Raw genomic sequence first — 25,615 nt, 5'->3', positions numbered from 1 at the left:
TATTCCCCACTGCTGCCTCCCGTAGGAGTCTGGGCCGTGTCTCAGTCCCAGTGTGGCTGATCATCCTCTCAGACCAGCTAAAGATCGTCGCCTTGGTGAGCTTTTACCTCACCAACAAGCTAATCTTACGCGGGCTCATCTCAGGGCGATAAATCTTTGGTCCGAAGACATTATACGGTATTAGCTCAAATTTCTCTGAGTTATTCCGTACCCCAAGGCAGATTCCCACGCGTTACGCACCCGTGCGCCACTAGACCCGAAGGTCTCGTTCGACTTGCATGTGTTAAGCATGCCGCCAGCGTTCGTTCTGAGCCAGGATCAAACTCTCAAGTTTGAGTAACCAACATGCCTGACGCGGAAAACCGCTGATCAGACAAGCCGGAACTTCAAGGAGCCGTTCCTGCACAAATCTTTTTACGTAATGGATACGTGAAGGACATGTACGTGAATTAATAAGGCGAACCTTATCAAGCCACTGGAACGACTTGGCTTACCGGAAGATTGCGGCCTTGAATTCCGCATTTCCGGGCGCCGTCGCCCACATGTCCCTTCATCTACATTCTAACAATGTCAAAGAGCCATCCAACAAAAGAAGCGGACACCGATGGTTCCCCGATCTCTTACTAACCGGGGGACTGGTTGTCCGTTTATGTTGGCGACCAACGTGGAAGCGCTGAACGCTCAGCGCCGCGTCGGTGAGAAGGCATATATGGCTGGCTTCTGATTCCGTCAACACACTTTTGCAATTTTATTTCAAAAATTTTTGCAAAGTTGCGCTAGGGCGGTTGCTGCAATCAGGGCGCGCCGAGCCAATAGCGCCAAAAACCGGGATTTTGCTTAGCATATGGCAGATGAAGAGAGCATGAAGCACGGCGATAAAGAGCAAAATGCCGCGCCAACACCAGCCGTTGAGAGCGATGCGACGTTCGGCGCCAAGGTGCGCTCTGCCGTTTTCTGGCGCTCAGGCAGCCAGATTCTCGCGCAAATCATCACCTGGGGTTCGACTCTGGCGGTGATTCGAATCCTCGATCCGTCAGACTATGGCCTGTTCGCCATGACCCAGACGGTGATGGTGTTTCTCGCCTTTCTGAACGGTTACTGGTTTGCGGGGTCATTAATCCAGTCGCATACAGTAACCCAAAAGGAGGTTCGCCAGGCCTTTGGCTTGCTGATCCTGCTCAATTTCGCGCTGGCGCTGGTACAGATTGTCGGCGCGCCGCTGGTTGCTGCCTATTATCGACAGCCCTTTATCACCGACATGCTGCGGGTGCAGGCGCTGATCTATCTCGCCACTCCCTTCATGGTGGTGCCCGAGGTACTGATGAGTCGCCAGCTCGATTTCCGGCGGCAAGCTTTTGCCAATCTTGCCGCGGCGATTGCCGGTGCCGCTACCGCATTGGCCTGTGCTCTCAGCGGCTGGGGTGTATGGACATTGGTCGCCGCACCGATCGCCCTGTTCTGGACCCGTGCCGCTGGGTTGATGCTGGCGGCCAAGCTTTGGGTCTGGCCCAGCTTCGATTTTCGCGGCACCCGCAAGATGCTCGGATTTGGCTCGACGCTGTTGGCCAGTCACTTCTTCTGGATCATCCACAGCCAATCGGACATTTTCATCGCCGGGCGTCTTCTCGACCCCCATGCCCTCGGCCTTTATGCCGAAGCCCTGTTCCTCGCCCAGGTGTTCGCCGCCAAATTCGTGCCGCCGCTCAACGAGGTCGCCTTCCCTGCCTATGCTCGACTACAGCAGGAGCCGGCCAAGCTGAGCTGGGCCTTCCTCAAGTCCATGCGGCTGATTCTGATGATCAGCTGCCCGCTTTATCTCGGCCTGTGTGTCACTGCCGAACCGCTGGTCTATATTTTGTTTGGCGAGAAATGGCTTGGCATGGTGCCGTTCATCCAGTTGCTCAGTCTCGCCATGCCGTTCATGACCTTCCAGATCCTGTTTGCCCCGGCCACCAACGCGCTGGGTGCTCCGAATATCACTCTGCGCGCCTCGATCTTCGGCGCCGTCATCATGCCCAGCGCCTTCGCCATCGGCATTCAGTTTGGCGCCATTGGTCTCGCCGCAGCGTGGCTGATAGCGTTCCCGATCTTTGCTCTGTTCACCTGCTGGCAGGCACAATCGCTGATCGGCTTTACCCTACATGGCCTGTTGCAAGCACTATGGCCGGGCCTATCGGCTTCGATTGCAATGGCAGCGCTGGTCTATCTGGTGAATCACTTTATCCTTGTCGGGCTGGCAAATAGCGGCATCGACATGCTGGCGCGGCTGGTGGTGATGGTGGCAAGCGGCGGCACGGCCTATGTGTTGCTGCTCAGGATATTGGCGCCGACCAGCCTCAGCGAGATGATCCGGCTGGTGATTCGCCGGCGCGCCCCTGAAGCAGTCGAGGCGATGGCTGAGAAAAGATCGGAGAAGAATGGCGAGCACAATGTCTCACCGCAGCACGCCAGATCTTAAGCGCCCAACCTGGCCAGCAGCGCCGCAGTCGCCTCGTCGACCAGCTGCCACACTTCGGCAAAGGCGCCCGCATTTCCGCCATAGGGGTCAGGCACATCACGCCGCGATTCGTGCGGATGATAGTCAAGCAACAGCGACAGGCTGGCCTTTGCCCCGGCAGGTTGTATCCGCTGCAGCTCGGCAAGGTTGTCGCGATCCAGTGCAACAATCCGGTCGAATCGGGCAAAGTCGGATGGCATGACCTGCCGTGCTCGCTGGGCGGTAATATCGATCCCTGCAGCAGCGGCTATGGCCACAGATCCCGGATCGGGCGGACGTCCGACATGCCAGCGCCCGGTACCGGCCGAATCGATGATCATATTCACCCCTTCATTCTCCGCATGGCTACGCATTGCAGCTTCAGCGAGCGGGGAGCGGCAGATATTGCCGAGGCAAACGAACAGGATCGATGATGAATCGGATTTTTTGGCGACCATTGCTGTCATCATAATCAGGCAGTGGCCAAAGGTGAACTGGTTTTCAACTTGCGCTTGTCCGCCGACCTGCTAGCCAGAAAGAAAAATTCGAGGGGAAAGACTGATGGCTGACATGGACGCGACCCGGGAATCCGGGAGTGAAGCGAAGGTCAGTGCCTCATCCTATAGCTGGTATGTGCTCGGCATCCTGTTTCTCGTCTATGTGCTGAATTTCATTGACCGCCAGATCATCTCGATCTTGGCCAACGACATCAAGGCGGATCTCGGCCTGACCGATGCCGATCTCGGGTTTCTCTATGGCACTGCCTTTGCCGTTTTCTACGCCCTGTTTGGCATTCCGTTCGGCAAACTGGCCGATAGCTGGAACCGCACATGGCTGATGACGCTGGGCCTGTCGCTATGGTCGGCGATGACCGCTTTCTCCGGACTGGCGCAAAATGGCGTGATGCTGGCCGCGGCCCGGCTTGGTGTCGGCATAGGCGAGGCTACAGCCAGCCCTTCCGCCTACTCACTGATATCCGACTGGTTCCCGAAACAGATGCGCGCCACGGCCCTGGCGATCTACTCTGCCGGGCTGTATCTCGGCGGCGGCATATCGCTGGCCATTGGCGGGGTCATTGTCGAGCAGTGGAACGCCGCCTATCCCGGCGGTGGGGCGCTGGGCCTGGTCGGCTGGCAAGTGGCATTCATGGCGGTCGGAATACCGGGGCTGCTGCTTGCTGTCTGGGTGTATTCGCTGCGTGAACCAGTACGCGGCGCCATTGATGGGATTCCGGCAAAACCGGTCGATAAGCCTTTTGCCGGATTTCTGCGCGAACTGTTCGCGATCATCCCTCCCTTCACGCTGCTATCGGCAGCCCGGGTGGGCGGTCGCACACTGACAGTCAATCTGTTTGCGGCCGCAGCAATTGCGCTGATCGCCTTTGGACTGATCCGTGCCACCGGCTCGGTGTTGCAATGGATCGCTGTCGGTATTGGCTATTATGCTATCGTCTCCTGGGCTGATACGCTGCGCACGCGCGATGCCCCTACCTTCAAACTGATCTGGGGCACGCCAGCCTTTCTCTACACCATATTGGGCTATGGCTGTGTCGCCTTCATCTCCTATTCGATTTCCTTCTGGGCCGCGCCCTATGCCGAGCGGGTGCTCGGCGAATCGAAGAGTGTCATCGGATTGATCATCGGCGGCGGCGGCGCGCTGGGCGGATTTCTCGGGGTGATTATCGGAGGGCGGATCTCGGACTGGCTGCGTGAGCGTAATCCATCCGGACGCGTTCTGGTGATTGCCTTTGGTCTTTTGGCGCCGGTTATCCCGATCCTCATTGCCTTCACAACCACCAATGTGCCGCTATTCTACGCCCTGAATTTCGTCAATTCGCTGTTGGGCAGTTCCGCGCTGGGTGCCGCTGCCGCCACAACCCAGGATCTTGTGCTGCCGCGAATGCGCGGCGTGGCGACAGCGACTTTCTTTCTGGCAACCACGCTATTCGCGCTGGCGCTTGGTCCCTATATGGCCGGCTATGTTTCGACAGTGGCGGCCAGCCTTTCGACTGGCATATTATCGGTGCTGATCGTGGCACCATTGGGCACGGTTATGCTGATCCTGGCCTATCGCGCCATACCCATCGCCGAAGAGCAGCTGGTGGAACGCGCCAAATCGGCTGGTGAAGTTATCTGATCCTGGCCAGACGATCACGCCTGTCAGCGGCCAACGCTGTGATATTCGAGGCCGGCACCGCGCGCTTCATCCGGATTGTAGATATTACGCAGATCGATAAGTAAAGGCTGCGCAGCAATTCGGGCGATATGTGCAAGATCGAGCGCGCGAAAGGCATCCCATTCGGTGACGATAACCACAGCATCGGCGTCGGTTGCCGCTTCATAGCTCGATGCGGCCATGGTCACCTCGGGCATCAGAGCGGCTGCGATTTCCATGCCCTCGGGATCGAAAGCGGTAATCTCGGCACCGGCATCGAGAAGCGCCTGAACAATTGCCAGCGAAGGCGCATCGCGCATATCATCGGTATTCGGTTTGAAGGTCAGGCCCAGAAGCGCAACCTTGCGCCCGCGCGCCTTGCCGCCAAGAGCATCGATCACTTTGCGCCCCATGGCGCGCTTGCGATTGTCATTGACCTTGACCACCGACTCGACGATGCGCATCGGGCTGTCATGGTCCTCGCTGGTTTTGAGCAGCGCCAGCGTATCCTTGGGGAAACATGAACCGCCATAGCCGGGGCCAGCATGGAGAAACTTCGCGCCGATGCGGTTATCCAGCCCGATCCCGCGAGACACATCCTGTACATCGGCACCAACTTTTTCGCACAGATCAGCGATCTCGTTGATGAAGGTGATCTTGGTCGCGAGAAACGCATTGGCAGCATATTTGATCAGTTCGGCGGTGCGACGACCGGTGAACAGAATCGGGGCCTCATTAAGGAACAGGGGGCGATACACTTCACGCATGATCCCCTTGGCCTCTTCGTCCTCGCAGCCGATAACGATACGATCCGGGCGCTTGAAATCGTTGATTGCAGCGCCCTCGCGCAGGAATTCCGGATTGGAAACGACCCAGCTTTGTACCGTGGAATTGGTTTCCGAAAGAATACGCTCGACTTCATCGCCAGTGCCCACCGGAACCGTCGACTTGTTGACGATCACCGTCGGCTTTTTCAGATTCTCGCCAATCTCCCTGGCAGCGGCGTGGACATAGCTGAGATCTGCATGACCATCACCACGGCGTGAGGGTGTCCCCACGGCGATAAAGATTGCATCGGCATCGCCAACCGAGACCCCGAGGTCAGTGGAGAAGCTCAACCGGCCTTCCGTCATGTTGCGTTCGACAAGGGCATCCAGGCCGGGCTCGTAAATTGGCATCCGGCCTTCACGCAAACCCGCTATCTTGGCTTCGTCCTTGTCGACACAGACAACACTATGGCCGAAATCGGAGAAGCAGGCCCCGGATACCAGCCCGACATAGCCCGATCCGATCATCGCGATTTTCATTAACAATCCCCCAGCATGAATGACGGCGAACAACCTGTCGTCACGCTATAGTCACGCTGCGCAAACAAAAAAAGGGCCGGTCCGAAGACCAGCCCCTTCTTTTCCGACAAGGCGGAGAAAATCACATGCCGGAGCCAGGTCCGTAGGTGATTTCAACGCGACGGTTCTGCAGTTCGCGAACACCGTCTTCGGTCTGTACCCGCGGCATCGATTCACCGAATGCTTCGCTCGAGATCGCACCATCGGGAATACCCCGCGAGGTGAGATAGGCGCGAACCGATTCGTTACGACGCTGCGACAGGCCAACATTGTAGCTCTGCGAACCCGAACGGTCGGCGTGGCCGGCCAGCATGATCGGAACACTGTCACAATTGCCATAGGCTGCAACCGCATTGTCCAGAATGGTGGCTGCTTCCGGTGTGATGTTCGACTGGTCAAAGTCGAAGAACACAATGTACGGCCCCTTCTCGCATACCGGCGGCGGAGGCGGCGGCGGCGGAGGTGGCGGCGGCGGAGGCGGGGGTGGCGGCGGAGGCGGTGGCGGCGGAGGTGGCGGAGGAGCTTCTTCCTGACCACCAAAGTTGTAGATCAGGCTGCCGAGCAGGCTGTGGGTGCGGATGCGACCGTCAAGCTGACGACCAGCGCGATCCACGACCGACAGAGCATCGGAGTTGAAATACCGATATTTGAAACCGACATCCCAGCTATCCGAGATCGGAGCACGGACACCTGCCAGCAACTGCCAGGCAAAGCCGGTGTCCGAGTCGTCGAGACCCGGGCCGCCATCAGCGGTCTGGGCGGTGTATTCAGCGTCGGTGCGCGCGATACCGACACCACCGCCGACAAAGCCCTGCAGGCCGTCATCTTCACCGAAGTCGAGAAGACCGTTCAGCATGAATGCAAGAACGTTGGTGTCACCAGCAACGCCGGGGAACCGGCCACCGGTTACCGGGACGGGGAAGTCACCGACAGGGAAACCGGAATTGCCGCTCAGGAGGTTGGGATCAGCTTCGCGGAAGCTGACTTCACCTTCAAGACGAAACGGGCCGAAATCATAGCCGACATAGCCACCAAAATCGTAACCTGTGTCGTGCTCGGCAATTACGCCGTCATTAACGATACCGACATCGTATCCGATATCCTCAATAATGGTAACACCACCATCAACGCCAACATACCACTGGCCGTCACGTGCATAGGCAGGTGCGGACAGGGCGGTCGATGCCAGTGCCAGTCCAATGACCAACTTGCGCATGTACTTTCCCCTTTGCGGACTAAATGCAAAACTCAGGCACAGTTTCTAACGCGATGGCTGGCAGCGCGCAAGCCGACAATTTCGTGAAGTGTTGCAAAAATGTCGCCATTTCCATGTTTTGGCAGGAAAACATGGCCATGTGCTCTATGTAAAAACATGGTTCACCATTCTGGTCACCCCAATTGCAGAAAACCGAGTCTTTCAAGCGTTTCACTCAGCGCCACAACCGCAGCCCGCGCCTCGCTGTCGACGGTAGCGCCACCCTGCGGTGCAGAAAAACCCTCAGCATCCTGCCAGCTTCCATCGCGATACACCGTTCGCGTCTGGCTGGCGATGATGTAGAGCAACTGGCCTTCGCGGGGTAACAGATAAATCCAGTCATTTTCCAGAAACGCTGCAATCTGGCCCTGTCTTTCGGCCCATATGCCGCTTGCCGTGGCGGATATCAGCCAGCTCTGCCCTGGTTGCGGGGTAAGGGAATCGGGAATGTCCGCCACATCCTCCACCGCAGCGCCCATAAGCAGATCGATTCGTGCCAGCGCCTCATTGTGCGCCACCTCCTTGTGCGCCTGCCCGGGGTAAAGCAGCGGCAGGCCATGGCGCGATGTTTTGCCTCCAGACGTTCCGATCTCGGCCATGATGTTTTCTCCTTGTCATGATGTCCCGTGACGAGTCTTTGCGACTGATGCCTTGGTGCTTTTGCAAACAATCAACCAATGGTGCAGCGCGCCGATTCGGAAACGGCAAAGTCGCCAATATGCTGCACCGAAACCACAAGGGCACCATTTGCAGCAGCGCGCAAATCTGCCATCTGGTCTGCTTCCAGCGACATTTCAGCGCGGTTGCTGTCGAATATGGCCAGCAGCGGCTCGCCATTGACTGCATCATCGTCTGCAAAGCTGATGCGATAGCGCTCCTCCGACTCGGCCATCGCGCCAGCCGGACCATCGGTCCATGCAGGACGATGGCGATCGCGACGGGTCCATTGCAATGTCAGGTCACCAGCAGCGTTGAAAACCGCGTCAAGATGAACCGGGGACAGTGGTTTCAGCGCGCGTGGCTCACCCTGGACTTGCAATAATGCAGGTTCGCTGGCGGCAGGACTTGTGGCGGCGAAATAAGACGCCCCATCCACAGCAAAACTGCTGCTTTCAACTGGCATGAGCGCTCTATCGAGAAGGATCAGCCGCGCTCCGGCCACATGGCCATCATGAGCGCCCCTCCCATCGCCCAAAGCGCGGTAGATTTCCGATAGTCTGTAGCGTCCGTCACCCAGCCATTGCACCTTGCAGAACTGGATCAGCTCATCATCCAGAATAGCGATGTTAACACCCGCATCAATGCTGGCGGCATCGATCGATTCAAGCTGCGGATCGGCAGCGCCAAAATCGACATCGACACTGACTGCTGATTCGAAATAAAGACCGCTCGCGGCTGGGAGATCATTGAGCGCCAGGCCCATGGCCGCCGGGCTGCGAATGCGCCCGAGTGGATGCAGCAGACCACCATCCTGTGTCGCGCGGAAAATATCAGCATGCCGCCAGCCGCTCCCCGCATCCACAGTACCATCTGCAGCTACAGGCCATGCTGCCGCAAGCAGCCGACGTTGCGTTGCAGGCTGGTTCGGCAGGCCGGGCAGATCGTGTAGTGCCCAGCCAATATCAGAAGCCGGATAATCGGGCGGACGAATACTGCGTCCGGCACCAAGGGAACCGCCATGCAGCAACCACGCACCGCCGTTGCTGCGAACAAGGTCGAGGCGGCAGGCTATGGTCGACCCATTGCCAGGAGCGATATTCTCCAACCCCCACCGCGCTATGCGCCACAGGCCAAGGCTGTCTGCCAACCGCACCATCGTGCCCGGTCGCAAAGCTGGGTCGACCCTGGCAAGATACAATGTCCGCTCGCCCAGCTGTGCGAGCTGGTCCAGATAGAGCCGCTGCACGACATTCTGGGCATTCGTGACCGACAATGCTGCAGGGAGGTCGACCTGCCTGGCCTTCACATTGCCGCCACTGCCACTGATCATCGACACCGAGCGCCTGAGTCCTGCCTGATAGTCACGCTCGGGCTCATAATAACGCAGGATCAGACTGGCAGGATGGCGGTGCGTACCGGTGCGTATTTCGCATCGCAGCTATATCACTGCATTTTCCAGCGGCGCCGGCGAATCACAATTTTCTGATGATGCGCTTTTGTAACCTTATAGCGTTACGATGTCAACTCTTTTTATCCTATTTGGATATAAGTGCCGAAAGGTCGGCATTTCCGGCCACCTGCTCGGCAACATAATCAGACGCCTTTTCTGCCTGTTCACGCCCCAGATGCCAGTCGAGAATCTGCATGCCCTCGATAATCGGCGGCTGCAGCAATATATCGGTCTCGCTCAGCATCGAGCGCGAGGCGATACGGCTGGCGACCACCATTGAGCGCGACATGATATCGACAATTGACGGGAAATCATCGGGCGCTGGACGGCGCAGCAGCACATCCCATGCCAGCCGCCCGCGTGAGCGCAGCGCCTTATAGCCCGCCTCGATGCGCCAGGCGGCATTGGCATCGCCCAGACTGACAACGATATTCGGTCCGGGCTTGATCTCCCGCATCACCGTTACCGGGATATTGTCGAGCACCCCGCCATCGATGAGAATATTGCCGTCACTATCGATAAAGGGTGGCAATATGGTGGGCAGCGATCCGCTCGCCCGTACAGCTTCCCATAAGGGGCCATGGCGATGCACAAACAGGTCATTGGTCGAAAGATTGGTGGAAATGGCAAAAAACCCAATTGGCTGATCGGCAATGTCCTTGCGTGAATAGCGCACTGCCAATTCGTGATCGAATACAGCCGGATCGAGCAGTGAATGGACCGGAACAGTGAATCGCTTCATCGCCTTTGCGGTGATGAACATTGCCTCCATCTGGTCCAGAGTCTCCTCGACACTAAGCCCCTGGGCGATGGCCCCGCCCATCGCCGCGCCAGCACTGGTGCCGCCGATATAATCGATCGGCACGCCCGCCTGACGCAGACCCTGCACAATGCCAAGATGCGCGCAGCCCAGCGCCCCGCCACCGGCCAACACCAGCCCAATCGCATTACCGGTCAGAAACCGTGCGAGCCGACCCAGATCGGCATCGCTGTCGAGCGCGACATGATGGTGCAGATGCGGTGTGCGCCCTGCCAGCCAGTCGAGACTGCCGCCAATTGGAGCATCGCTTGCACCACGCAGGAACACCAGGGTCCGGCTATCGGCATCGATGGCTGCCATGGCGGCTTGCTCATTGTCGCTCGGCGCCGGGTCTGCCGCTGCCGGATCGGCAAAAAGTAGCAGCGCATCGGCATTGCGTGTCACCCGTGCCGACCATGCCGCATCGCCGCTGGCATCGATCAGCAGCCATTCACCGGCGGCTTCACGACTGTTGAGCCATTGCTGATAGTCGCCGTCGCCCGATATCGTCACATCCTGCTGATGCACCACATACACGCCCGGACTGTCGCCAATTATCGCGCGCATCTGCAGCGCCAGCCGCTGCAGCAGATCATCGGGGATGCGACTGTTACCCGCATTGAGGCAAGCGATTACCCGCGGGGTGCGGGTCGCCATGGACGGGGTCTTTGCGGTAACATCGGCGAGCCGCTTGGACACCGCTTTCAACAGCGCCGTGGTGATCTCGGGATGTTCGTTCGCAGCGCGATCATAAGCGGCGCGGTCGAGCGCGAGCACCTGGCTGTCACGGCTGGCCTGAAGCGAGGCCGTACGTGTGCCGCCGGCGAAAAAAGCCAGTTCGCCCACCGGCTCGCCCGATTCGATATGCGCGACGATTTTCTGCTGCCCGGCATCATCGGTGATGATGACGCGGAACCGGCCGGTGGCCACAAAATAGAGGGTATCTGCCGGATCGCCCTGACGCACCAGATAATCGCCGCCCTCGATGATATGGCGTTCGGCGGCTTCGGCCAAGGCATCAAGCGCCGCTGGAGACAGATCGGCGAATAACCGGCTGCTTTGCCAGATAGCCGTATCGTCTTGCCCTGAATCCGCCATCACGCACTCCCCATCCATTCCAGCATTGGCTCCGCCCTACTTGGGCAAGGCGGGAATCGGCGCGACCTGATTGCTAAACCATCTAACTGGCTTGGGGCGCAGCGACAATGACCGTTTGAATTTCAACGCAAATATAACTGCTGCAAGGCGATTGCGCAGCGGCGACCCGAGCGCTCAGAAACCGGCGACGATGCCGATATCCGGCTTCACTTCACCGCCGACCATTGCGACATAGGCATCGCGCACCGCCTCGGCCCCGTGATGCGTCTCCAGCGTAATCAGATCGCTGGCGCTTTCGGCAAAGCCGTTCCAGCGTATCGCCAGCGCCTGGGCAAAGCCCGCTGGCCCGAGTTCGTCGATCACCGCCTGTGCCGCAGTCGGCGCAAAAAACAGCATCGGCTCCGGCCCGGCGAGATTTTTCGCGCCGCTACGGGCATCGACATGCGTCGCGCCCACCAGCATCGAATAGCGTAAATTGTCGCGCCAATGGCTGTGCAGTCGCTTCAGTACCGTGCCATTGCCGGCAAAATCGACAGTCACCACCGGGCGCCCCGAATCAAGGCTTTCCAGCTCATCATAGGGCAGCACCTGATCATACAGGCCGGTCTGCTGGACAAAGTCGGCATTGCCCGGCGAGGTCAGCCCGATGCGGGTGACACCGGGGCTGGAAGCACGCAGCACATGCGCCAGCGCCAGCGCGGTTTTCGACGAGGCGCTGGTGAGGATCGCTGCACCGGCACCGTAAAATGCATTGCGGCGAAACTGGTCCTCGATCAGGAAGCTGGTCATGAACAACGGCTCGAAAACGGCGCGGCCGCCTTCGAAATCACCATCATGCGCCGGATCATTCGCCAGCCGGCGATAGCGATTATAGACATCGGCCAGTCCCTGGCGGTGTTCGACCGCGTCCATGAATCCACCCCTGCCTATTTCTGCGGGAGTCAGCACAACATGGCTGGCCATTGGCCAATAGCCGTAAAGCCGCTCGCCCTCGGATATGTCGGGATGCTGCGAGACACTCACCCGCGCATGGCCCCAGACCGGCACAATACCCTGGCTGTCATCTCCGGCAGGGAAGAAACGCCAATAGCCCATAGTCTCGCCCATAGCGGCGTAGGTGATATTGTTCGCTGTAATCGCAAAGGTCTCAATGGTGCAGAGAATCTGGCCTTCACCAATGTCGGGCAGTGCCTGCTCGCTGATGGTGGCGCGATTGATATCGGCCTTGTCGACATGGATGGCGATATTCTGACTCATGACCCTGCTCCTCTTGCTGTGACTTTCTTCCCTGTCATGAAGCGCGCTGCCAAACAAGCAGCAAGCCGATGCAAACCGGGCAAAATGCTTGCCAATCGCGACTTTGCTGTTAGGCAATGGCAAATTTTGCGCGATGCCCGGGTCGCATCGCAGGGGAGAGAAACAAGGTGAGTGCGAGCAATAACGCAGAACTGAGCTTTGCCGAGCGACTGATCGAACCGGTCACCAACATATCGGACTTTATCTGGGTCGGCACCTGGAATGGCCAGGAAGTCATACCCTTCCCGCCCATGGCGCTGATGCTGCTCGGGGCAGGGCTGTATCTTATGATCGGGCTGAAACTGTTCCCGATCCGCCAGCTGGTTTCCTCCTTTGCCGGCCTGTTTCGCAAAAGCGCTGGCGGAGCCGGCGAAATCTCCCCCTTTGCCGCTCTGTCCACCGCCCTTTCTGGCCAGGTCGGCACCGGCAACCTGGCCGGTGTCGCCACTGCCATCGCGCTGGGCGGTCCCGGTGCCATCTTCTGGATGTGGGTTACCGCCTTTGTCGGCATGGCACTGGCCTTTGCCGAGGGCGCGCTATCGATCCGGTTCCGCGAAAAGACCGAAGAGGGCACTTATCGCGGTGGCCCGATGAGCTACATCACCATCGGCCTCGGCCCGAAATGGACCTGGCTTGCGGTGTTCTTCTGCATCGGTACGCTGTTTTCCGCCCTGGTGACCGGCAATGGCATTCAGGCCAATTCGGTGGCGGATTCGATCCAGGAACTCACCGGCCTTGACGAGTGGATAGGCGGCCTGATTGTCGCAGCGGCGGTGTTCATTGTCATCATCGGCGGCATCAAATCCATCGGTTCGGTGGCGGAAAAAATTATCCCCAGCATGGCGGTGCTCTATATCCTGATGGCGCTGACCGCGCTGATCCTGAACGTCAGCAGCATTCCGCAAGCCTTTGGCTGGATCATCGACGGGGCCTTCAACCCACAGGCGGCAACTGGCGGCTTTGCCGGGGCGGCGATGATCATGGCGATCCGCTGGGGCGTGGCGCGTGGGCTGTTCTCCAATGAGGCGGGACAGGGGTCGACTCCGATCGCCCATGCGGTTGCCCAGACCAATGACCCGGCGATGCAGGGCCGGTTCGCGATGATGGGTACCTTTATCGACACCATCATTATCTGCACGATGACGGCGCTGGTGATCCTGACAGTGAAGGGCGACTTCACCCATATCGATGCCACCGGCGCGACGATTGCCGTCGATCATGCATGGCAGTCCGATCTGGAGGGCTTTCTGATGACTTCGGGTGCTTTTGCCCAAGCCTTCCCGTTCACTGTGGGCAGTATCCCCATCGGCACATTTATCGCCTCGCTGGCGCTGATCCTGTTCGTGTTCACCACGTTGCTCACCTGGAGCTATTATGGCGAGCGGGCGATCACCTATATTTACGACCTTGTGCCGGGCTCGAGCATGAGAGGCGAGAAGATACTGCACATGATCTGGCGGATCGTGTGGTGCCTGGTGATCTTTATTGCGTCATTCCAGGATCTCGATCTGGTCTGGCGTCTCGGCGATATCTCCAATGCCGCAATGACCTTCCCCAACCTTGTCGGCCTGCTCGCACTATCCGGCGTGGTGTTCGCGCTGGCGAAGGGCAATCGCACCGCCGGCACGGATCATGGGCGCGAGACACCGGCGGAGCTGTCCGAAGAAATACACGGCGCACCCGGCGGGCATTGAGCCCCTATAGCCAATGAGCGAAAGCACTTCCCCATGCTGAAACGGCTCTACCAATGGACGCTCGACAAGGCGGCGCATGAGCAAGCGCCGCGATGGCTCGCGGCGGTCAGCTTCATCGAGTCCAGCTTCTTCCCGATCCCGCCCGATGTGATGCTGGCACCCATGTGTCTCGCCAGACCAGACCGTGCGCTATACTATGCCTTTATCTGTACCCTGGCTTCTGTGGCCGGTGCGTTGCTCGGCTATGCCATCGGCTTTTTCCTGTTCGAAACGGTCGGCCAGCCGATACTCGGCTTTTATGGACTGAATGAGAAATTCGCCGTCTTCTCGTCTGATTTCAACGAGCAGGGCTGGATCATTGTATTGCTCGCCGGCTTCACCCCTTTGCCGTTCAAGGTCATCACCATCGCTGCAGGGGCGACGGCAATGCCGCTCTATGTGCTGCTCGGCGCATCCATTATCGCCCGCTCGGCGCGCTTCTTTGTCGTCGCCATATTGCTCAAACGCTTCGGGCCGCCGATGAAAACATGGATCGATAACAATTTTGCACTGGCAACCACTATGGTCGGAGTGCTGTTTGTCGGTGGCTTTGTCGCACTGCGCTATCTTTTCTGACCTGGCGTTTGTGGCGAGGCATCAGTCTGTCGCAAAAATCCGGCGATCATCGGCAAAGCATTTGAATTCCAGTCCATTACCGCTTGGATCGGTGATGAAGAAGGTTCCCTGCTCGCCCGCCTGGCCGGCAAAACGCAGCCGGGGCCTGATGAGATACTCGATACCGGCAGCATCGAGCCGCTGCACCAGCCTATCCCAGTCGGCGCGCTTCAGGATCACCCCGAAATGGAACACCGGCACTGCATCGCCATCGACCGCATTGGTGCCGCCATTGCCCGACTCCATTGCAGGGTCGTGATGGGCAACGATCTGGTGCCCATACAGGCTGAAATCGATCCAGCTTTCCGAAGAGCGTCCTTCGCTGCAACCCAGCAGACCAACATAAAATTGCCGTGCGGCTCCCAGATCATGCACCGGAAAGGCGAGATGAAACGGGCGTAGCACCGGGTTACCATCACTCATGGCTTTGCCAGCTCGAAACAGGTCTCATAGTCGAGATTGGGGCTCTTGCCTTTGGCCTCCAGCGCCGCCGCCTCGGCCGCGATCTGGGCCTTGAGCGTGCCCAGTGTCACATCGATCTCGGTCCCCGACTTACCCTCTGCGCGCAGGCTGTCACGCGCCCGGCTGTCGAGTACCATTGCCAGGGTTTTCAGGTCTCTCGCTGTCGAAGACAGGCCTTCACGGGCGAAGACTTCATCATAGGCCAGCGACAATATAGCGGCGCATTGCGGCAGACTCGGCGGCGGCGGAGGCGGCACTTCGGCATCGAGCCGCATCAGGCATGGCGTCATGACCGCATCTATGGTCGAATCGGGATCCTTGCTTCGCTTGGCCGCATCCTGAAATGCCACAACCTGCTCGACCAGAAGGGCGCGAACCATTTCCTTGCTGCGTCCGGTATCGGCTACCAGCGCTGCACCAAGATCGATGAAAAACTCCCGACCGCGCGGTTCCATGCCCGGATAGGCCAGTGCCGAAGCAACGCCACGCTCCTGCTGCCCGGCGATGATGGCAAAGGCAGCGGCACAGCGTATATCGCCTTTCTGCTCCAGACTCAGCGGCGGCGGCTCCTCTGTGTCATCGGTCTCAGGAGAGGATTCAATGGTCACCGGCTGGGCCATCAGACTGAGGGGCAGGGCGAGCGTAAGGGCAAATTGGATAGGCAACATGGATTGCTCACTATCGGCACCCAAGCTGAATGTCATGTGAAATGGAATGGCCATAACACCGGATCGCAACACCACAACCGATTGCCAGCGGCTCGCTTTGGCGGCATAGCGACAGCCATGCAGTCCGTGATACGGTTCTTTAACCGGTTTCCCGCCTTGATAGCCCTTGCCCTTGGTGCCCTGGCAGCTCTCGGTTTTGCGCCCTGGCATGTCTGGCCGCTGACCCTTGCCGGGCTGATCGGGCTGCTGCATATGCTCAGCCGGATGCCGGCATCTGCAGCATCGAATCTCACCTATTGGCGCATCGGTTTCGCCTTTGGCCTCGGGCATTTCTTCGTGATGCTGTTATGGATTCCCGAGACCTTCCATTTTCAGGACGCGATGCCGGTCTGGTATGGCTGGCCGGCACTGGCACTGCTCAGCGCGTTTCTCGCCTGCTATCCCGCCATTGCCATCCGCAGCGCATTGTGGATCGGCGGTGACCGGCCATTGCCATTGACTGTCGCCATGGCAGGCTGCTGGGCGATTGCCGAAATGCTGCGCGCCATATTGTTCACCGGCTTTGCCTGGAACCCGATCGGTATCGCCATGGTCGATGCCGCCTTGCCGGCGCGCTGGATCGGCAGCTATGGCCTGTCGGCGCTGCTGGTGCTGACTGCTGGCGGGCTATGGCTGTTGCTGCAACGCCAATGGCGCAGCGGAACGGCGATCTTTGTGCCGCTGGTGCTGCTCTGGACAGGGTCGTGGCTGATGCTCAGCGGGAAATTGCCGTTCGCCGAACCTGCAGATTATGGCACCGATATCCGCCTCACCGTGGTGCAAAACAATATCGGCCAGGATGTCGACTGGACCGATCCCATCGTGCTGGCGCGCAACCGCGAATCGCTGCTGCGCCTTTCGCGCGATATTGCACCGGACGATCCGCGCCCGCGCATCCTGTTCTGGAGCGAAGGCGTGGTCAACGATCCGCTTGAGGACGGCTATCCTGAATATTTCGCAGCGCCCAATGAAGCACGCGCCTGGCGTTCGCTGTTCACCAGTCCGTTACGGCCGCAGGACCTGCTGATTACCGGCGGGGTGAAATTCGAGTTCGATGACCGGCCACGCCTCAAATCGGCACGCAACAGCGTGTTCGCGATTGACGGGATGGGACGCATGGTAGCGAGCTATGACAAGTTTCACCTCGTGCCCTATGGCGAATATCTGCCTTTCGCATCCTTGCTCGGGCCATTGGGCCTCGACAAGCTGACCGAAGGCACGGTGCCCTACACACCGGGCCCGGGACCGCGCAGCCTGAACCTCGGCCCATTCGGCAAAGTTGGCATACAGGTTTGCTACGAGATTATCTTTTCCGGCGAGACCATTGACCGCAACGACCGTCCGGACTTCATGTTCAACCCCAGCACAGATGACTGGTTCGGTCGCCTTGGTCCGCCGCAGCAGCTCGAACAGGCACGGCTGCGCGCCATTGAGGAGAATCTGCCGGTCATTCGGGCAACGCCAACCGGAATCTCGGCGGTCATCGACCGCCATGGTGCGGTGCGCGCCAGCATCGCCTGGCACGAAGAAGGGCGCATCGATACCGCGCTGCCGCCGGCGGGCGAACCGACGCTGTTCAGCCGCCTCGGTTACATTGCTCCGGCATCACTCTCGCTGCTGCTGTTGCTGATCGCTGTTGCCTTGCGCAGACGCCATCGTTAAAGGCGCATATAACGTTTCCTTTATATCTTTTCTGCCCGTCAGCAAGGCGGGCTTTGAAAGGCAGGCATATCGATGCGCAACAGCTATCTCTTCACCTCCGAATCCGTCTCTGAAGGCCATCCCGACAAGGTTTCCGACCAGATTTCCGACGCTATTGTCGATCTGTTCCTGTCCAAGGATCCGGAGGCGCGCGTGGCTTGCGAGACGCTGACCACAACCCAGCGTGTGGTGCTGGCAGGCGAGATTCGCGGCAATGGCATCATGAACAGCCAGGGTGAATGGGAAGGCGGTGTCCAGCAGGAGATCGAAGACGCCGTGCGCCAGACGGTGAAAGAGATTGGCTATGAACAGGATGGCTTTCACTGGGAAACACTGACCTTCGAAAACCATCTGCACGGTCAGTCGGCGGAAATCGCCCAGGGCGTTGATGCCGGTGAAGACAAGGATGAAGGCGCGGGCGACCAGGGCATCATGTTCGGCTATGCCTGTGACGAAACCCCGGACCTGATGCCGGCGACACTCGATTACAGCCACAAGATCCTCGAACAACTCGCGGCTGATCGCAAATCGGGGGCCGCGCCGTTTCTCGAACCCGACAGCAAGAGCCAGGTAACCCTGCGCTATGTCGACGGCAAGCCGGTCGAGTGCACGGCGCTGGTGATCTCGACCCAGCATGCGCCTGAATATTATTTCCACAAGGGCGAGGGCAATGAGGCCAAATATGCCGAATTGCGCAAACATGTCCTTGCCGTTGCCGCCAAAGTCATGCCCGACGGCTTCATCACCGAGAACACCGCGATTCACGTCAACCCGACCGGTCGCTTCGAGATTGGCGGCCCCGATGGCGATGCCGGATTGACCGGACGCAAGATCATCGTCGATACCTATGGCGGCGCCTCGCCCCATGGCGGCGGTGCGTTCAGCGGTAAGGACCCGACAAAGGTCGACCGCTCGGCTGCTTACATCACCCGCTATCTGGCCAAGAATGTGGTTGCCGCAGGGCTGGCCAAGCGCTGCACTATCCAGCTTTCCTACGCCATCGGCGTGGCCGAGCCGCTCTCCGTTTACGTCGATCTCGACGGCACCGCGGCAGACGGCGTCGACGAGGCCAAGCTGGAGGCAGTGCTGCCAACGCTGGTGCGGTTGACGCCGCGCGGCATCCGAGAACATCTGGGCCTGAATGCGCCAATTTATCGCGCATCGGCAGCCTATGGCCATTTCGGACGCACCCCCGAGGGCGCGCTTTTCCCATGGGAACGGACCGATCTGGTTGATCAGCTGAAAGCGGCCCTCTAAGTACAGCGGCACGAAAGGGGAAAGGGCCGGATATGCAACAGCCCACTCCCTTCCCTGCAGAACGGCCAACACAACCCCCGGCGCAACGTATTGTTGAACTCGACGCGCTGCGTGGCGTCGCCATACTCGGTATCATCGTGATGAATGTGCTGTTCTTCACCATGCCGACCATCGCCTATTTCAACCCGCGCGTCTGGGGTGGTATGGACTTGGCCAATCAGGCGGTATGGCTGCTGAGCTTCGTGCTGATCGAAGACAAGATGCGCAATCTCTTCGCCATGCTGTTCGGCGCCGGTGTGCTGATCATGCTGGGCAAGCTGCCGGGCCATGATAAGCCGGACGCGACACTCTCCCGCCATGTCGCGCGTATGCTCTGGCTGCTGGTTATCGGCCTCGCCCATGCGATCCTGCTCGCCAATAATGATATTTTGCGCGTCTATGCTGTGGCCGGGCTCATATTGCCGTTATTGGCCGGTCTATCGGTGCGCTGGCTGATAGCACTGGCAGTCATATGCATGGGGCTGCATCTCGCAGGAGGGGCCTATTATGCGCTGCCTTGGCTCGAGCTTTACTGGGACAGCGAAGCCCCGGCGCGCGCCGAGAGGCTGGCCCCGGCAGAGACGCTGTTCGGCGCCGACCCTGCACGGCTGGAGCGCGAACTGGGCCGTCAGGCCGGACCCTATATATCCGTCATCATGCACCGGGCAGGCAATATTTCGGGCATATTCGGCTATGTCGCTGCGGCGCTACCGACGACATTGGCGGCGATGCTCAGCGGAATGGCGCTGCTCAAATCCGGCTTTCTGAGCGGTCAATGGCAGAGGCGAGACTATGCCAAAGCGATGCTATGGGCCGGTCTGGTTGGCCTGCTGCCTCTATCGGCACTTGGCTATAGCACCGTTGTCAGCGGCTATCATGCCGTGGTGGTGGCCGGCAATGCGCTGGTCTGGTCTGCGCCGTTCGATCTGTCGCTGGCAATCGGCTGGGCAGCGTTGCTCATCCAGCTGGTGCAGCACAATATAGACGCCCCACTCACCGTCAGGGTCATTGCCGCCGGTCGTATGGCACTGACCAACTATCTGATGACCAGCCTGGTGCTGGGTTTCGTGTTTTTCGGTTTCGGCCTCGGCCTGTTCGGCAGCGTCAGCCGCATCGGTGCAATGGCAGTTGCCCTGGCGATGATGATTCTGATCCTCGCCTGGTCGCGGCCATGGCTGCAACGCTTCGGCCAGGGGCCGATGGAGTGGCTGTGGCGCGCCCTTGTCCGCAGAAGCATCGGGCATGGCGTAACGCGCTAGCAGCACCCTTGCGCTGCCGCCGATCTCGCCATATGCGGCAATGCAATGACCGACAGCAGCAAAACCCCCGAGGCCCGGCGCGACCCGGCCAGCATCCGCCGTCTCTACGGCCGCAGCCAGGGGCACAAGCTGCGCGTGGGTCAGCAAAAGCTGGTCGATGAGCTATTGCCGGTCCTCTCACTGCCCGAAACCGGACCGGTAACGGCAAAAACACTGTTCGGCGATGATCGCGCGCTGCATTTCGAAATCGGCTTTGGTGCTGGTGAGCATCTGGCTTATCGCGCAGATTTGCTGCCTGACCATGGCTTTATCGGTGCCGAGCCATTCGTAAACGGCGTAGTCGGCGCTTTGCAGCATATCCGCGACGGCAATCTCACAAATGTCCGCCTGCATATGGGCAATGCTCTCGACGCCCTTGAGCGGCTGCCCGATGCCAGCTTGCGCTTTGTCTATCTGCTGCATCCCGACCCATGGCCCAAGGCGCGCCACGCCAAGCGACGAATGATGAATCACGGGCCGCTCGATATCATTGCTGCAAAGTTGCAGCTCGGCGGCGAGTTTCGTTTCGGTACTGATCATCCGATCTATCTGCGCCATGCCATGATGGTGATGCGGCAGCGATCGGAATTCAAATGGCTGTGCGACAGTGCTGCGGATTTTGCCAATCGCCCGGGCGGATGGCCGGAAACCCGCTATGAAGCCAAGGCCAGGCGCAAGGGGCATGAGGTGTGGTACTTCCGCTATATGCGGCGTTAGCTTCACCCCGCCTCTTGTCAGAGGCTGCTTCTATGCCGCTTGCCTTGAATGGCGCGCATAACCTATTACACCACCATGCCACTGTCCCCGAACCTCGGTTTTCTCACTCCTGAGCGGCTGCAAGACGATGAAAAGCAGCGGCTGGCAGCGCTGCAAAGCTACAATATTCTCGGCAGTCCGCCCGAGCGCATGTTCGATGACCTGATTGATCTCGCCCGGCTGATTGCCGATGTGCCAATTGCCTATATCTCGCTGATCGACAGCGATCGCCAGTGGTTCAAGGCAGCGCATGGCCTGCCCGTCCCCGAAACGCCGCGCGACATTGCCTTTTGCGACCATGCCATTCGCAGCAAGGATGTCATGGTCGTTCTCGACGCGCATGAGGATCCGCGGTTCTGCGACAGTCCACTGGTCACCGGCCCACCGCATATCCGCTTCTATGCCGGTGCGCCGATCATTACTCCCGAAGGCTATGCCGTCGGCACGATCTGCCTCTCCGACACCAAGGCGCACCCCGATTTTACCGGCCAGCAGGAACTGGCGGCGCTGGCACGACAGGCGGCGGCATTGCTCGAACTGCGTCGTTCACTTAGCCAGCAGGCGGTTGCCGCGCGCATGGCGAGCGATCAACGCGACCGGCTGTGGGACAATTCGCTCGACATGATGCTGATCTCGCGCCCCGATGGCCAGCTGGTCGCCGGCAATCCGGCCTGGGAGGAGATGTTCGGGCCGATAGCCGAAGATGGCAGCGCCAATATCATCGATTATCTCGCCCCTGGTGAGGACCGCAGCCCGACACCGATGGTCAATGGCCAAAAGGATATTCAGGTCGAGCGCGAGATGGTCAACCGCAAAGGCGACACCGTCTATGCCAGCTGGAACCTGGCACGCGAAGATGACATGATCTTCGGCATTGCCCGCGATATTACCCGTGCGCGCGAAGCCGAAGCACAGCTGGTCCATGTCCAGCGCATGGAGTCGGTGGGTCAGCTCACCGGCGGCATCGCCCATGATTTCAACAATCTGCTTACCATTGTGCTGGGCAATCTCGACGTGGCCGAACGCCGCCTCGCCAAGGGTGAAAAGGACCGGGCACTGGCCGCGATCACCAACGCCAGGGGCGGCGCCAACCGCGCCGCCAGCCTGACCCAGCGCCTGCTGGCCTTTGCCCGTCGCCAGTCGCTCAGCCCGGTGCAGATCAATGCCCGCGAACTGATCGACGGGCTGATGCCGCTGGCCCGGCAAGCACTGGATGACCGCATTTCCTTGACGCTCAACATTGCCGAAACCTTGCCTGCAATCCGCATCGACCCGGGCCAGCTGGAAAATGCGATCCTCAATCTGATCGTCAACGCTCGCGATGCCATGGCCGATAATGACCAGGGCAAGGGCGAGATCGCGCTGCACGCCAGCGAGCGGACGATTGATGAGCGCGAAGCCGAATCGCTCCATTCCAATGCGCATGCCGGGCATTTTCTGAGGCTGTGCGTTTCTGATAATGGCTCAGGCATAGCACCCGAAATTGCCAAGCGGATTTTCGAGCCCTTCTTCACCACCAAGCCGTCGGGGAAGGGCACCGGACTGGGACTGTCGCAAGTGCATGGCTTCATCGCCCAGTCGGGTGGTTTCGTTACCATGGACAGCAAGGTCGGTAGCGGCACCACCATATCGCTATGGCTCCCGGTCGATCATGGCGGTGCGGTGACCCCCGAAAAACCGCAAATGGCCGAGGTCAACCGTCAGCACCCGCAGCCAGACCAGCCAGCACGCCATATATTGCTGGTAGAGGATAATGAATCGGTGCGTGCGCATGTCGCGGAATTGCTCGACGAGGAGGGCTATGATGTGGTCAGCCTTGTCGACGGCCAGGCAGCGGTCGCGCATCTGCAGCAGTCCGGCAGGCAGCCCGATCTGGTGCTGAGCGATATCATGATGCCCAATCTCGATGGCCATGGCCTCGCCCGCTGGGTGCGAGATCGGCACGCTACCATGCCGATTATCCTGATGACCGGCTATGCCGGGGGGGATTTGCCCGCCGACAGTCCACATGATGCGCTGATCAAAAAGCCCTTTTCGCCACAGGATCTGCTAAACACCATTTCCGAGGCACTGAATATCGGCGATAGTGTCGAAAGCCCGATCGCGGTCAGCTGACCACCCCGGCCGAGGCCAGCACCGCAAGCGTTACCAGTTCGGAAGCGGTAGACGACATGGTGGCAATCTGGACCGGCTTTTCCAGGCCAAGCAGCATCGGCCCGATCACCGAATCACCACCCAGCTCGCGCAGCATCTTGGCCGACAGATTGGCCGATTGCAGGCCCGGCATGACCAGGACATTGGCCGGGCCGGACAGGCGGCAGAACGGGTAGTTGGCCATCAGCGCCGGGTTCAGTGCAACATCCGGTGCCATCTCGCCCTCATATTCGAAACGTGGCGGACGTTCATCGAGAAGCGTCACCGCGCCACGGATATTTTCCAGCCACTTGCCCGGCGGGTTGCCGAAGGTGGAATAGCTCAGAAAGGCAACGCGCGGTACATGGCCGAGACGGCGCGCCACCGCCGCCGACTGCTCGGCAATGGTTGCCAGCATCTCGGCGCTTGGGCGCTCGTTGATCGTAGTATCGGCTAGGAAAATCGTATGGCTCTGGCCCACCATGACATGAATGCCGAAGGGCAGCTCGCCTTCGCGCGGGTCAAGCACCCGGCGCACCTCCCTTATCGTCTGGGCAAAGGTGCGGGTGACGCCGGTGATCATCGCATCGGCTTCACCCAGTTGCAGCAGCGCGGCGCTGAAGATGTTGCGATCCTGATTGACCATGCGCTGAATGTCGCGGCGCAGATAGCCGCGCCGCTGCAGCCGCTTGTAGAGCATGTCCACCATCTGTGGCACGAATGATGAATTGGCGCTGTTATGTATCGCAAATTTGTCGGGATCATCGACCCCCATTTCCTGCAGCTTCTGACGCACCTTCTGGTCACGGCCAACCAGAACCGGAGTGCCATAGCCACCATCGTGGAACTGGATCGCTGCGCGCAGCACCACCTCTTCCTCGGCCTCGGCAAACACCACATGCTTGGGGTCGGCCTTGGCGCTGTCATAAACCTGGGTCAATACCGCCGTAGTCGGGTTGAGGCGTGCCTTCAGTTCCTGATGATAGGCATCGAAGTCCTCGATCTGCTTTTGCGCCACGCCGCTATCCATCGCCGCCTTGGCCACGGCGGCGGAGACCACCTCCATCAGGCGCGGGTCAAAGGGGGCAGGGATGATATAATCTTCACCAAAGGTCTTGGTCTCACCGCCATAGGCTGCAGCCACTTCTTCGGGCACCTGCTGGCGCGCCAGCTCGGCAATGGCGGCGGCCGCAGCCACTTTCATCTCGTCATTGATCCGCGTCGCCTGGACATCAAGCGCGCCACGGAAGATGAACGGAAAGCCAAGGACATTATTCACCTGGTTGGGATAATCCGAACGGCCGGTAGCGATAATCGCATCGGGCCGCGCCTGCTTGCAATCCGGCGGTGAGATTTCCGGATCGGGATTGGCCATGGCAAAGATGATTGGCTTGTCCGCCATCGTCTTGACCATTTCCGGTTTCAGCGCCCCTGCAGCCGAAAGCCCGAGGAAGAGATCGGCACCTTCCAGCGCCTCACCCAATGTGCGATGATCTGTCTCGATCGCATGGGCCGATTTCCACTGGTCCATCTTCTCTGTGCGGCCCTTGTAGATCACCCCGGAACGGTCGCACATGATCACATTGTCATGGCTGACGCCCATGGCCTTGATCAATTCGGTACAGGCAATCGCCGCTGCGCCCGCGCCATTGACCACCACCTTGATATCCTCGATCTTGCGGTCGGTCAGCAGACAGGCATTGATGACACCGGCGGCGGTGATGATTGCGGTGCCATGCTGATCGTCGTGGAATACCGGGATGTTCATCCGTTCGCGCAGCGCCTGTTCGATGATGAAGCAGGCCGGTGCACCGATATCTTCCAGATTGATGCCGCCAAAGCTGGGCTCGAGCAATTCCACGGCTTCGATAAACCGGTCGACATCCTCGGTCTTCACCTCGATATCAATCGAATCGACATCGGCAAAACGCTTGAACAGCACCGCCTTGCCTTCCATCACCGGTTTCGAGGCAAGCGCGCCGAGATTGCCGAGGCCGAGAATCGCGGTGCCGTTGGAAATCACCGCAACCAGATTGCCCTTGGCGGTATAGTCATAGGCCCTTGCCGGGTCATCGGCGATCGCGCGCACCGGAACCGCCACGCCAGGAGAATAGGCAAGGCTGAGGTCGCGCTGTGTCGCCATCGGCTTGGAGGCGACAATCTCGATCTTGCCGGGGCGGCCATGTGAATGAAAATGCAGCGCTTCGCGCTCAAAATGCAGTGGTTCCCGGTCCGGAAAATCGACTCTGCTGCGGTCCGACATGCTTTCCCCCTTATGGCTTTGTTATAAATGGCTTGAGCCTCGCGCGTCTCTACCGCTTTTCGGAGGGCCAGAGCAAGCAATGATCATCTTTTCACGGCATGAAATACCGATAACCGC

At 59.5% G+C, this 25,615-nt stretch carries 19 protein-coding genes and 1 rRNA gene; 9 read left to right on the top strand and 11 right to left on the bottom strand.

Features of this window, described 5'->3' with window-relative positions:
• Positions 1 to 334, bottom strand: a 16S ribosomal RNA gene (locus tag AAFX04_14695); the annotation flags it as partial.
• A 528-nt stretch (positions 335 to 862) separates the two neighbouring features.
• On the opposite strand from AAFX04_14695, the gene AAFX04_14690 reads away from it, so the two are divergent.
• Entirely contained in the window at positions 863 to 2,458 is a 1,596-nt protein-coding gene (locus tag AAFX04_14690) for a lipopolysaccharide biosynthesis protein (protein MEO1046681.1), read from the top strand.
• Here the strand turns inward: AAFX04_14690 and AAFX04_14685 are convergent.
• Positions 2,455 to 2,946 (bottom strand): low molecular weight protein-tyrosine-phosphatase, encoded by a 492-nt coding sequence (locus AAFX04_14685; GenBank protein MEO1046680.1) that lies wholly within the window; start codon positions 2,944 to 2,946, stop codon positions 2,455 to 2,457. The two genes, AAFX04_14690 and AAFX04_14685, sit on opposite strands and share 4 nt — an antisense overlap.
• A 91-nt stretch (positions 2,947 to 3,037) precedes the next feature.
• Between AAFX04_14685 and AAFX04_14680 the strand changes: the two genes are divergently transcribed.
• Positions 3,038 to 4,612 carry an MFS transporter gene (locus AAFX04_14680; protein MEO1046679.1) on the top strand — a complete coding sequence of 525 codons (1,575 nt, stop codon included), beginning with the start codon at positions 3,038 to 3,040 and terminating at the stop codon, positions 4,610 to 4,612.
• A gap of 23 nt (positions 4,613 to 4,635) precedes the next feature.
• On the opposite strand, the gene AAFX04_14675 is transcribed toward AAFX04_14680, so the two are convergent.
• The 6 genes from AAFX04_14675 to AAFX04_14650 all read right to left on the bottom strand — a co-directional run bounded on the left by AAFX04_14675 (position 4,636) and on the right by AAFX04_14650 (position 12,495).
• The gene (locus tag AAFX04_14675; GenBank protein MEO1046678.1) at positions 4,636 to 5,937 is read right to left on the bottom strand and encodes a UDP-glucose/GDP-mannose dehydrogenase family protein; all 1,302 of its coding nucleotides are present in this window, start codon (positions 5,935 to 5,937) and stop codon (positions 4,636 to 4,638) included.
• A 121-nt stretch (positions 5,938 to 6,058) separates the two neighbouring features.
• The gene (locus tag AAFX04_14670) at positions 6,059 to 7,192 is read right to left on the bottom strand and encodes an OmpA family protein (GenBank protein MEO1046677.1); all 1,134 of its coding nucleotides are present in this window, start codon (positions 7,190 to 7,192) and stop codon (positions 6,059 to 6,061) included.
• Between the two features lie 173 nt (positions 7,193 to 7,365).
• On the bottom strand, positions 7,366 to 7,830 hold the full coding sequence (locus tag AAFX04_14665) for a DUF2793 domain-containing protein (protein ID MEO1046676.1): 465 nt from the start codon (positions 7,828 to 7,830) through the stop codon (positions 7,366 to 7,368).
• A gap of 71 nt (positions 7,831 to 7,901) precedes the next feature.
• Positions 7,902 to 9,281, bottom strand: coding sequence for a phage tail protein (locus tag AAFX04_14660; protein ID MEO1046675.1), 1,380 nt, complete (start codon positions 9,279 to 9,281; stop codon positions 7,902 to 7,904).
• Between the two features lie 145 nt (positions 9,282 to 9,426).
• Positions 9,427 to 11,238 (bottom strand): cyclic nucleotide-binding and patatin-like phospholipase domain-containing protein, encoded by a 1,812-nt coding sequence (locus AAFX04_14655; GenBank protein MEO1046674.1) that lies wholly within the window; start codon positions 11,236 to 11,238, stop codon positions 9,427 to 9,429.
• Positions 11,239 to 11,412: 174 nt separating this feature from the next.
• Positions 11,413 to 12,495, bottom strand: a complete 1,083-nt coding sequence (locus AAFX04_14650) for a DUF2855 family protein (GenBank protein MEO1046673.1) — start codon at positions 12,493 to 12,495, stop codon at positions 11,413 to 11,415.
• A gap of 167 nt (positions 12,496 to 12,662) precedes the next feature.
• On the opposite strand from AAFX04_14650, the gene AAFX04_14645 reads away from it, so the two are divergent.
• Together AAFX04_14645 and AAFX04_14640 are read left to right on the top strand one after the other, a co-directional pair.
• On the top strand, positions 12,663 to 14,228 hold the full coding sequence (locus AAFX04_14645; GenBank protein MEO1046672.1) for an alanine/glycine:cation symporter family protein: 1,566 nt from the start codon (positions 12,663 to 12,665) through the stop codon (positions 14,226 to 14,228).
• 33 nt (positions 14,229 to 14,261) lie between these two features.
• The gene (locus AAFX04_14640; GenBank protein MEO1046671.1) at positions 14,262 to 14,843 is read left to right on the top strand and encodes a YqaA family protein; all 582 of its coding nucleotides are present in this window, start codon (positions 14,262 to 14,264) and stop codon (positions 14,841 to 14,843) included.
• Between the two features lie 21 nt (positions 14,844 to 14,864).
• Here the strand turns inward: AAFX04_14640 and AAFX04_14635 are convergent, their stop codons facing one another.
• Together AAFX04_14635 and AAFX04_14630 are read right to left on the bottom strand one after the other, a co-directional pair.
• Positions 14,865 to 15,305, bottom strand: coding sequence for a VOC family protein (locus AAFX04_14635; protein ID MEO1046670.1), 441 nt, complete (start codon positions 15,303 to 15,305; stop codon positions 14,865 to 14,867).
• Complete coding sequence (locus AAFX04_14630; GenBank protein MEO1046669.1) at positions 15,302 to 16,048, bottom strand: hypothetical protein; 747 nt, start codon at positions 16,046 to 16,048, stop codon at positions 15,302 to 15,304. Before AAFX04_14630 ends, AAFX04_14635 begins: the two co-directional genes overlap by 4 nt.
• 81 nt (positions 16,049 to 16,129) lie before the next feature.
• Between AAFX04_14630 and lnt the strand changes: the two genes are divergently transcribed.
• From lnt to AAFX04_14605, 5 genes are all read left to right on the top strand, one after another.
• Positions 16,130 to 17,713, top strand: coding sequence for an apolipoprotein N-acyltransferase (gene lnt / locus AAFX04_14625; protein ID MEO1046668.1), 1,584 nt, complete (start codon positions 16,130 to 16,132; stop codon positions 17,711 to 17,713).
• Between the two features lie 72 nt (positions 17,714 to 17,785).
• Positions 17,786 to 19,009, top strand: a complete 1,224-nt coding sequence (gene metK, locus AAFX04_14620; GenBank protein MEO1046667.1) for a methionine adenosyltransferase — start codon at positions 17,786 to 17,788, stop codon at positions 19,007 to 19,009.
• 32 nt (positions 19,010 to 19,041) lie between these two features.
• Positions 19,042 to 20,307, top strand: a complete 1,266-nt coding sequence (locus tag AAFX04_14615) for a DUF418 domain-containing protein (protein ID MEO1046666.1) — start codon at positions 19,042 to 19,044, stop codon at positions 20,305 to 20,307.
• A 45-nt stretch (positions 20,308 to 20,352) separates the two neighbouring features.
• Positions 20,353 to 21,063, top strand: a complete 711-nt coding sequence (locus AAFX04_14610) for a tRNA (guanine(46)-N(7))-methyltransferase TrmB (GenBank protein ID MEO1046665.1) — start codon at positions 20,353 to 20,355, stop codon at positions 21,061 to 21,063.
• Positions 21,064 to 21,138: 75 nt separating this feature from the next.
• Complete coding sequence (locus tag AAFX04_14605; GenBank protein MEO1046664.1) at positions 21,139 to 23,217, top strand: ATP-binding protein; 2,079 nt, start codon at positions 21,139 to 21,141, stop codon at positions 23,215 to 23,217.
• On the opposite strand, the gene AAFX04_14600 is transcribed toward AAFX04_14605, so the two are convergent.
• Positions 23,210 to 25,498 carry an NADP-dependent malic enzyme gene (locus AAFX04_14600; protein ID MEO1046663.1) on the bottom strand — a complete coding sequence of 763 codons (2,289 nt, stop codon included), beginning with the start codon at positions 25,496 to 25,498 and terminating at the stop codon, positions 23,210 to 23,212. The two genes, AAFX04_14605 and AAFX04_14600, sit on opposite strands and share 8 nt — an antisense overlap.
• Positions 25,499 to 25,615: the final 117 nt, after the last annotated feature.

Source organism: Pseudomonadota bacterium, assembly GCA_039818985.1.
Lineage (GTDB): Bacteria > Pseudomonadota > Alphaproteobacteria > Sphingomonadales > Sphingomonadaceae > Alterisphingorhabdus.
The sequence above is the reverse complement of the archived record's forward strand: the minus strand, read 5'-3'. Positions and strand labels throughout refer to the sequence as shown.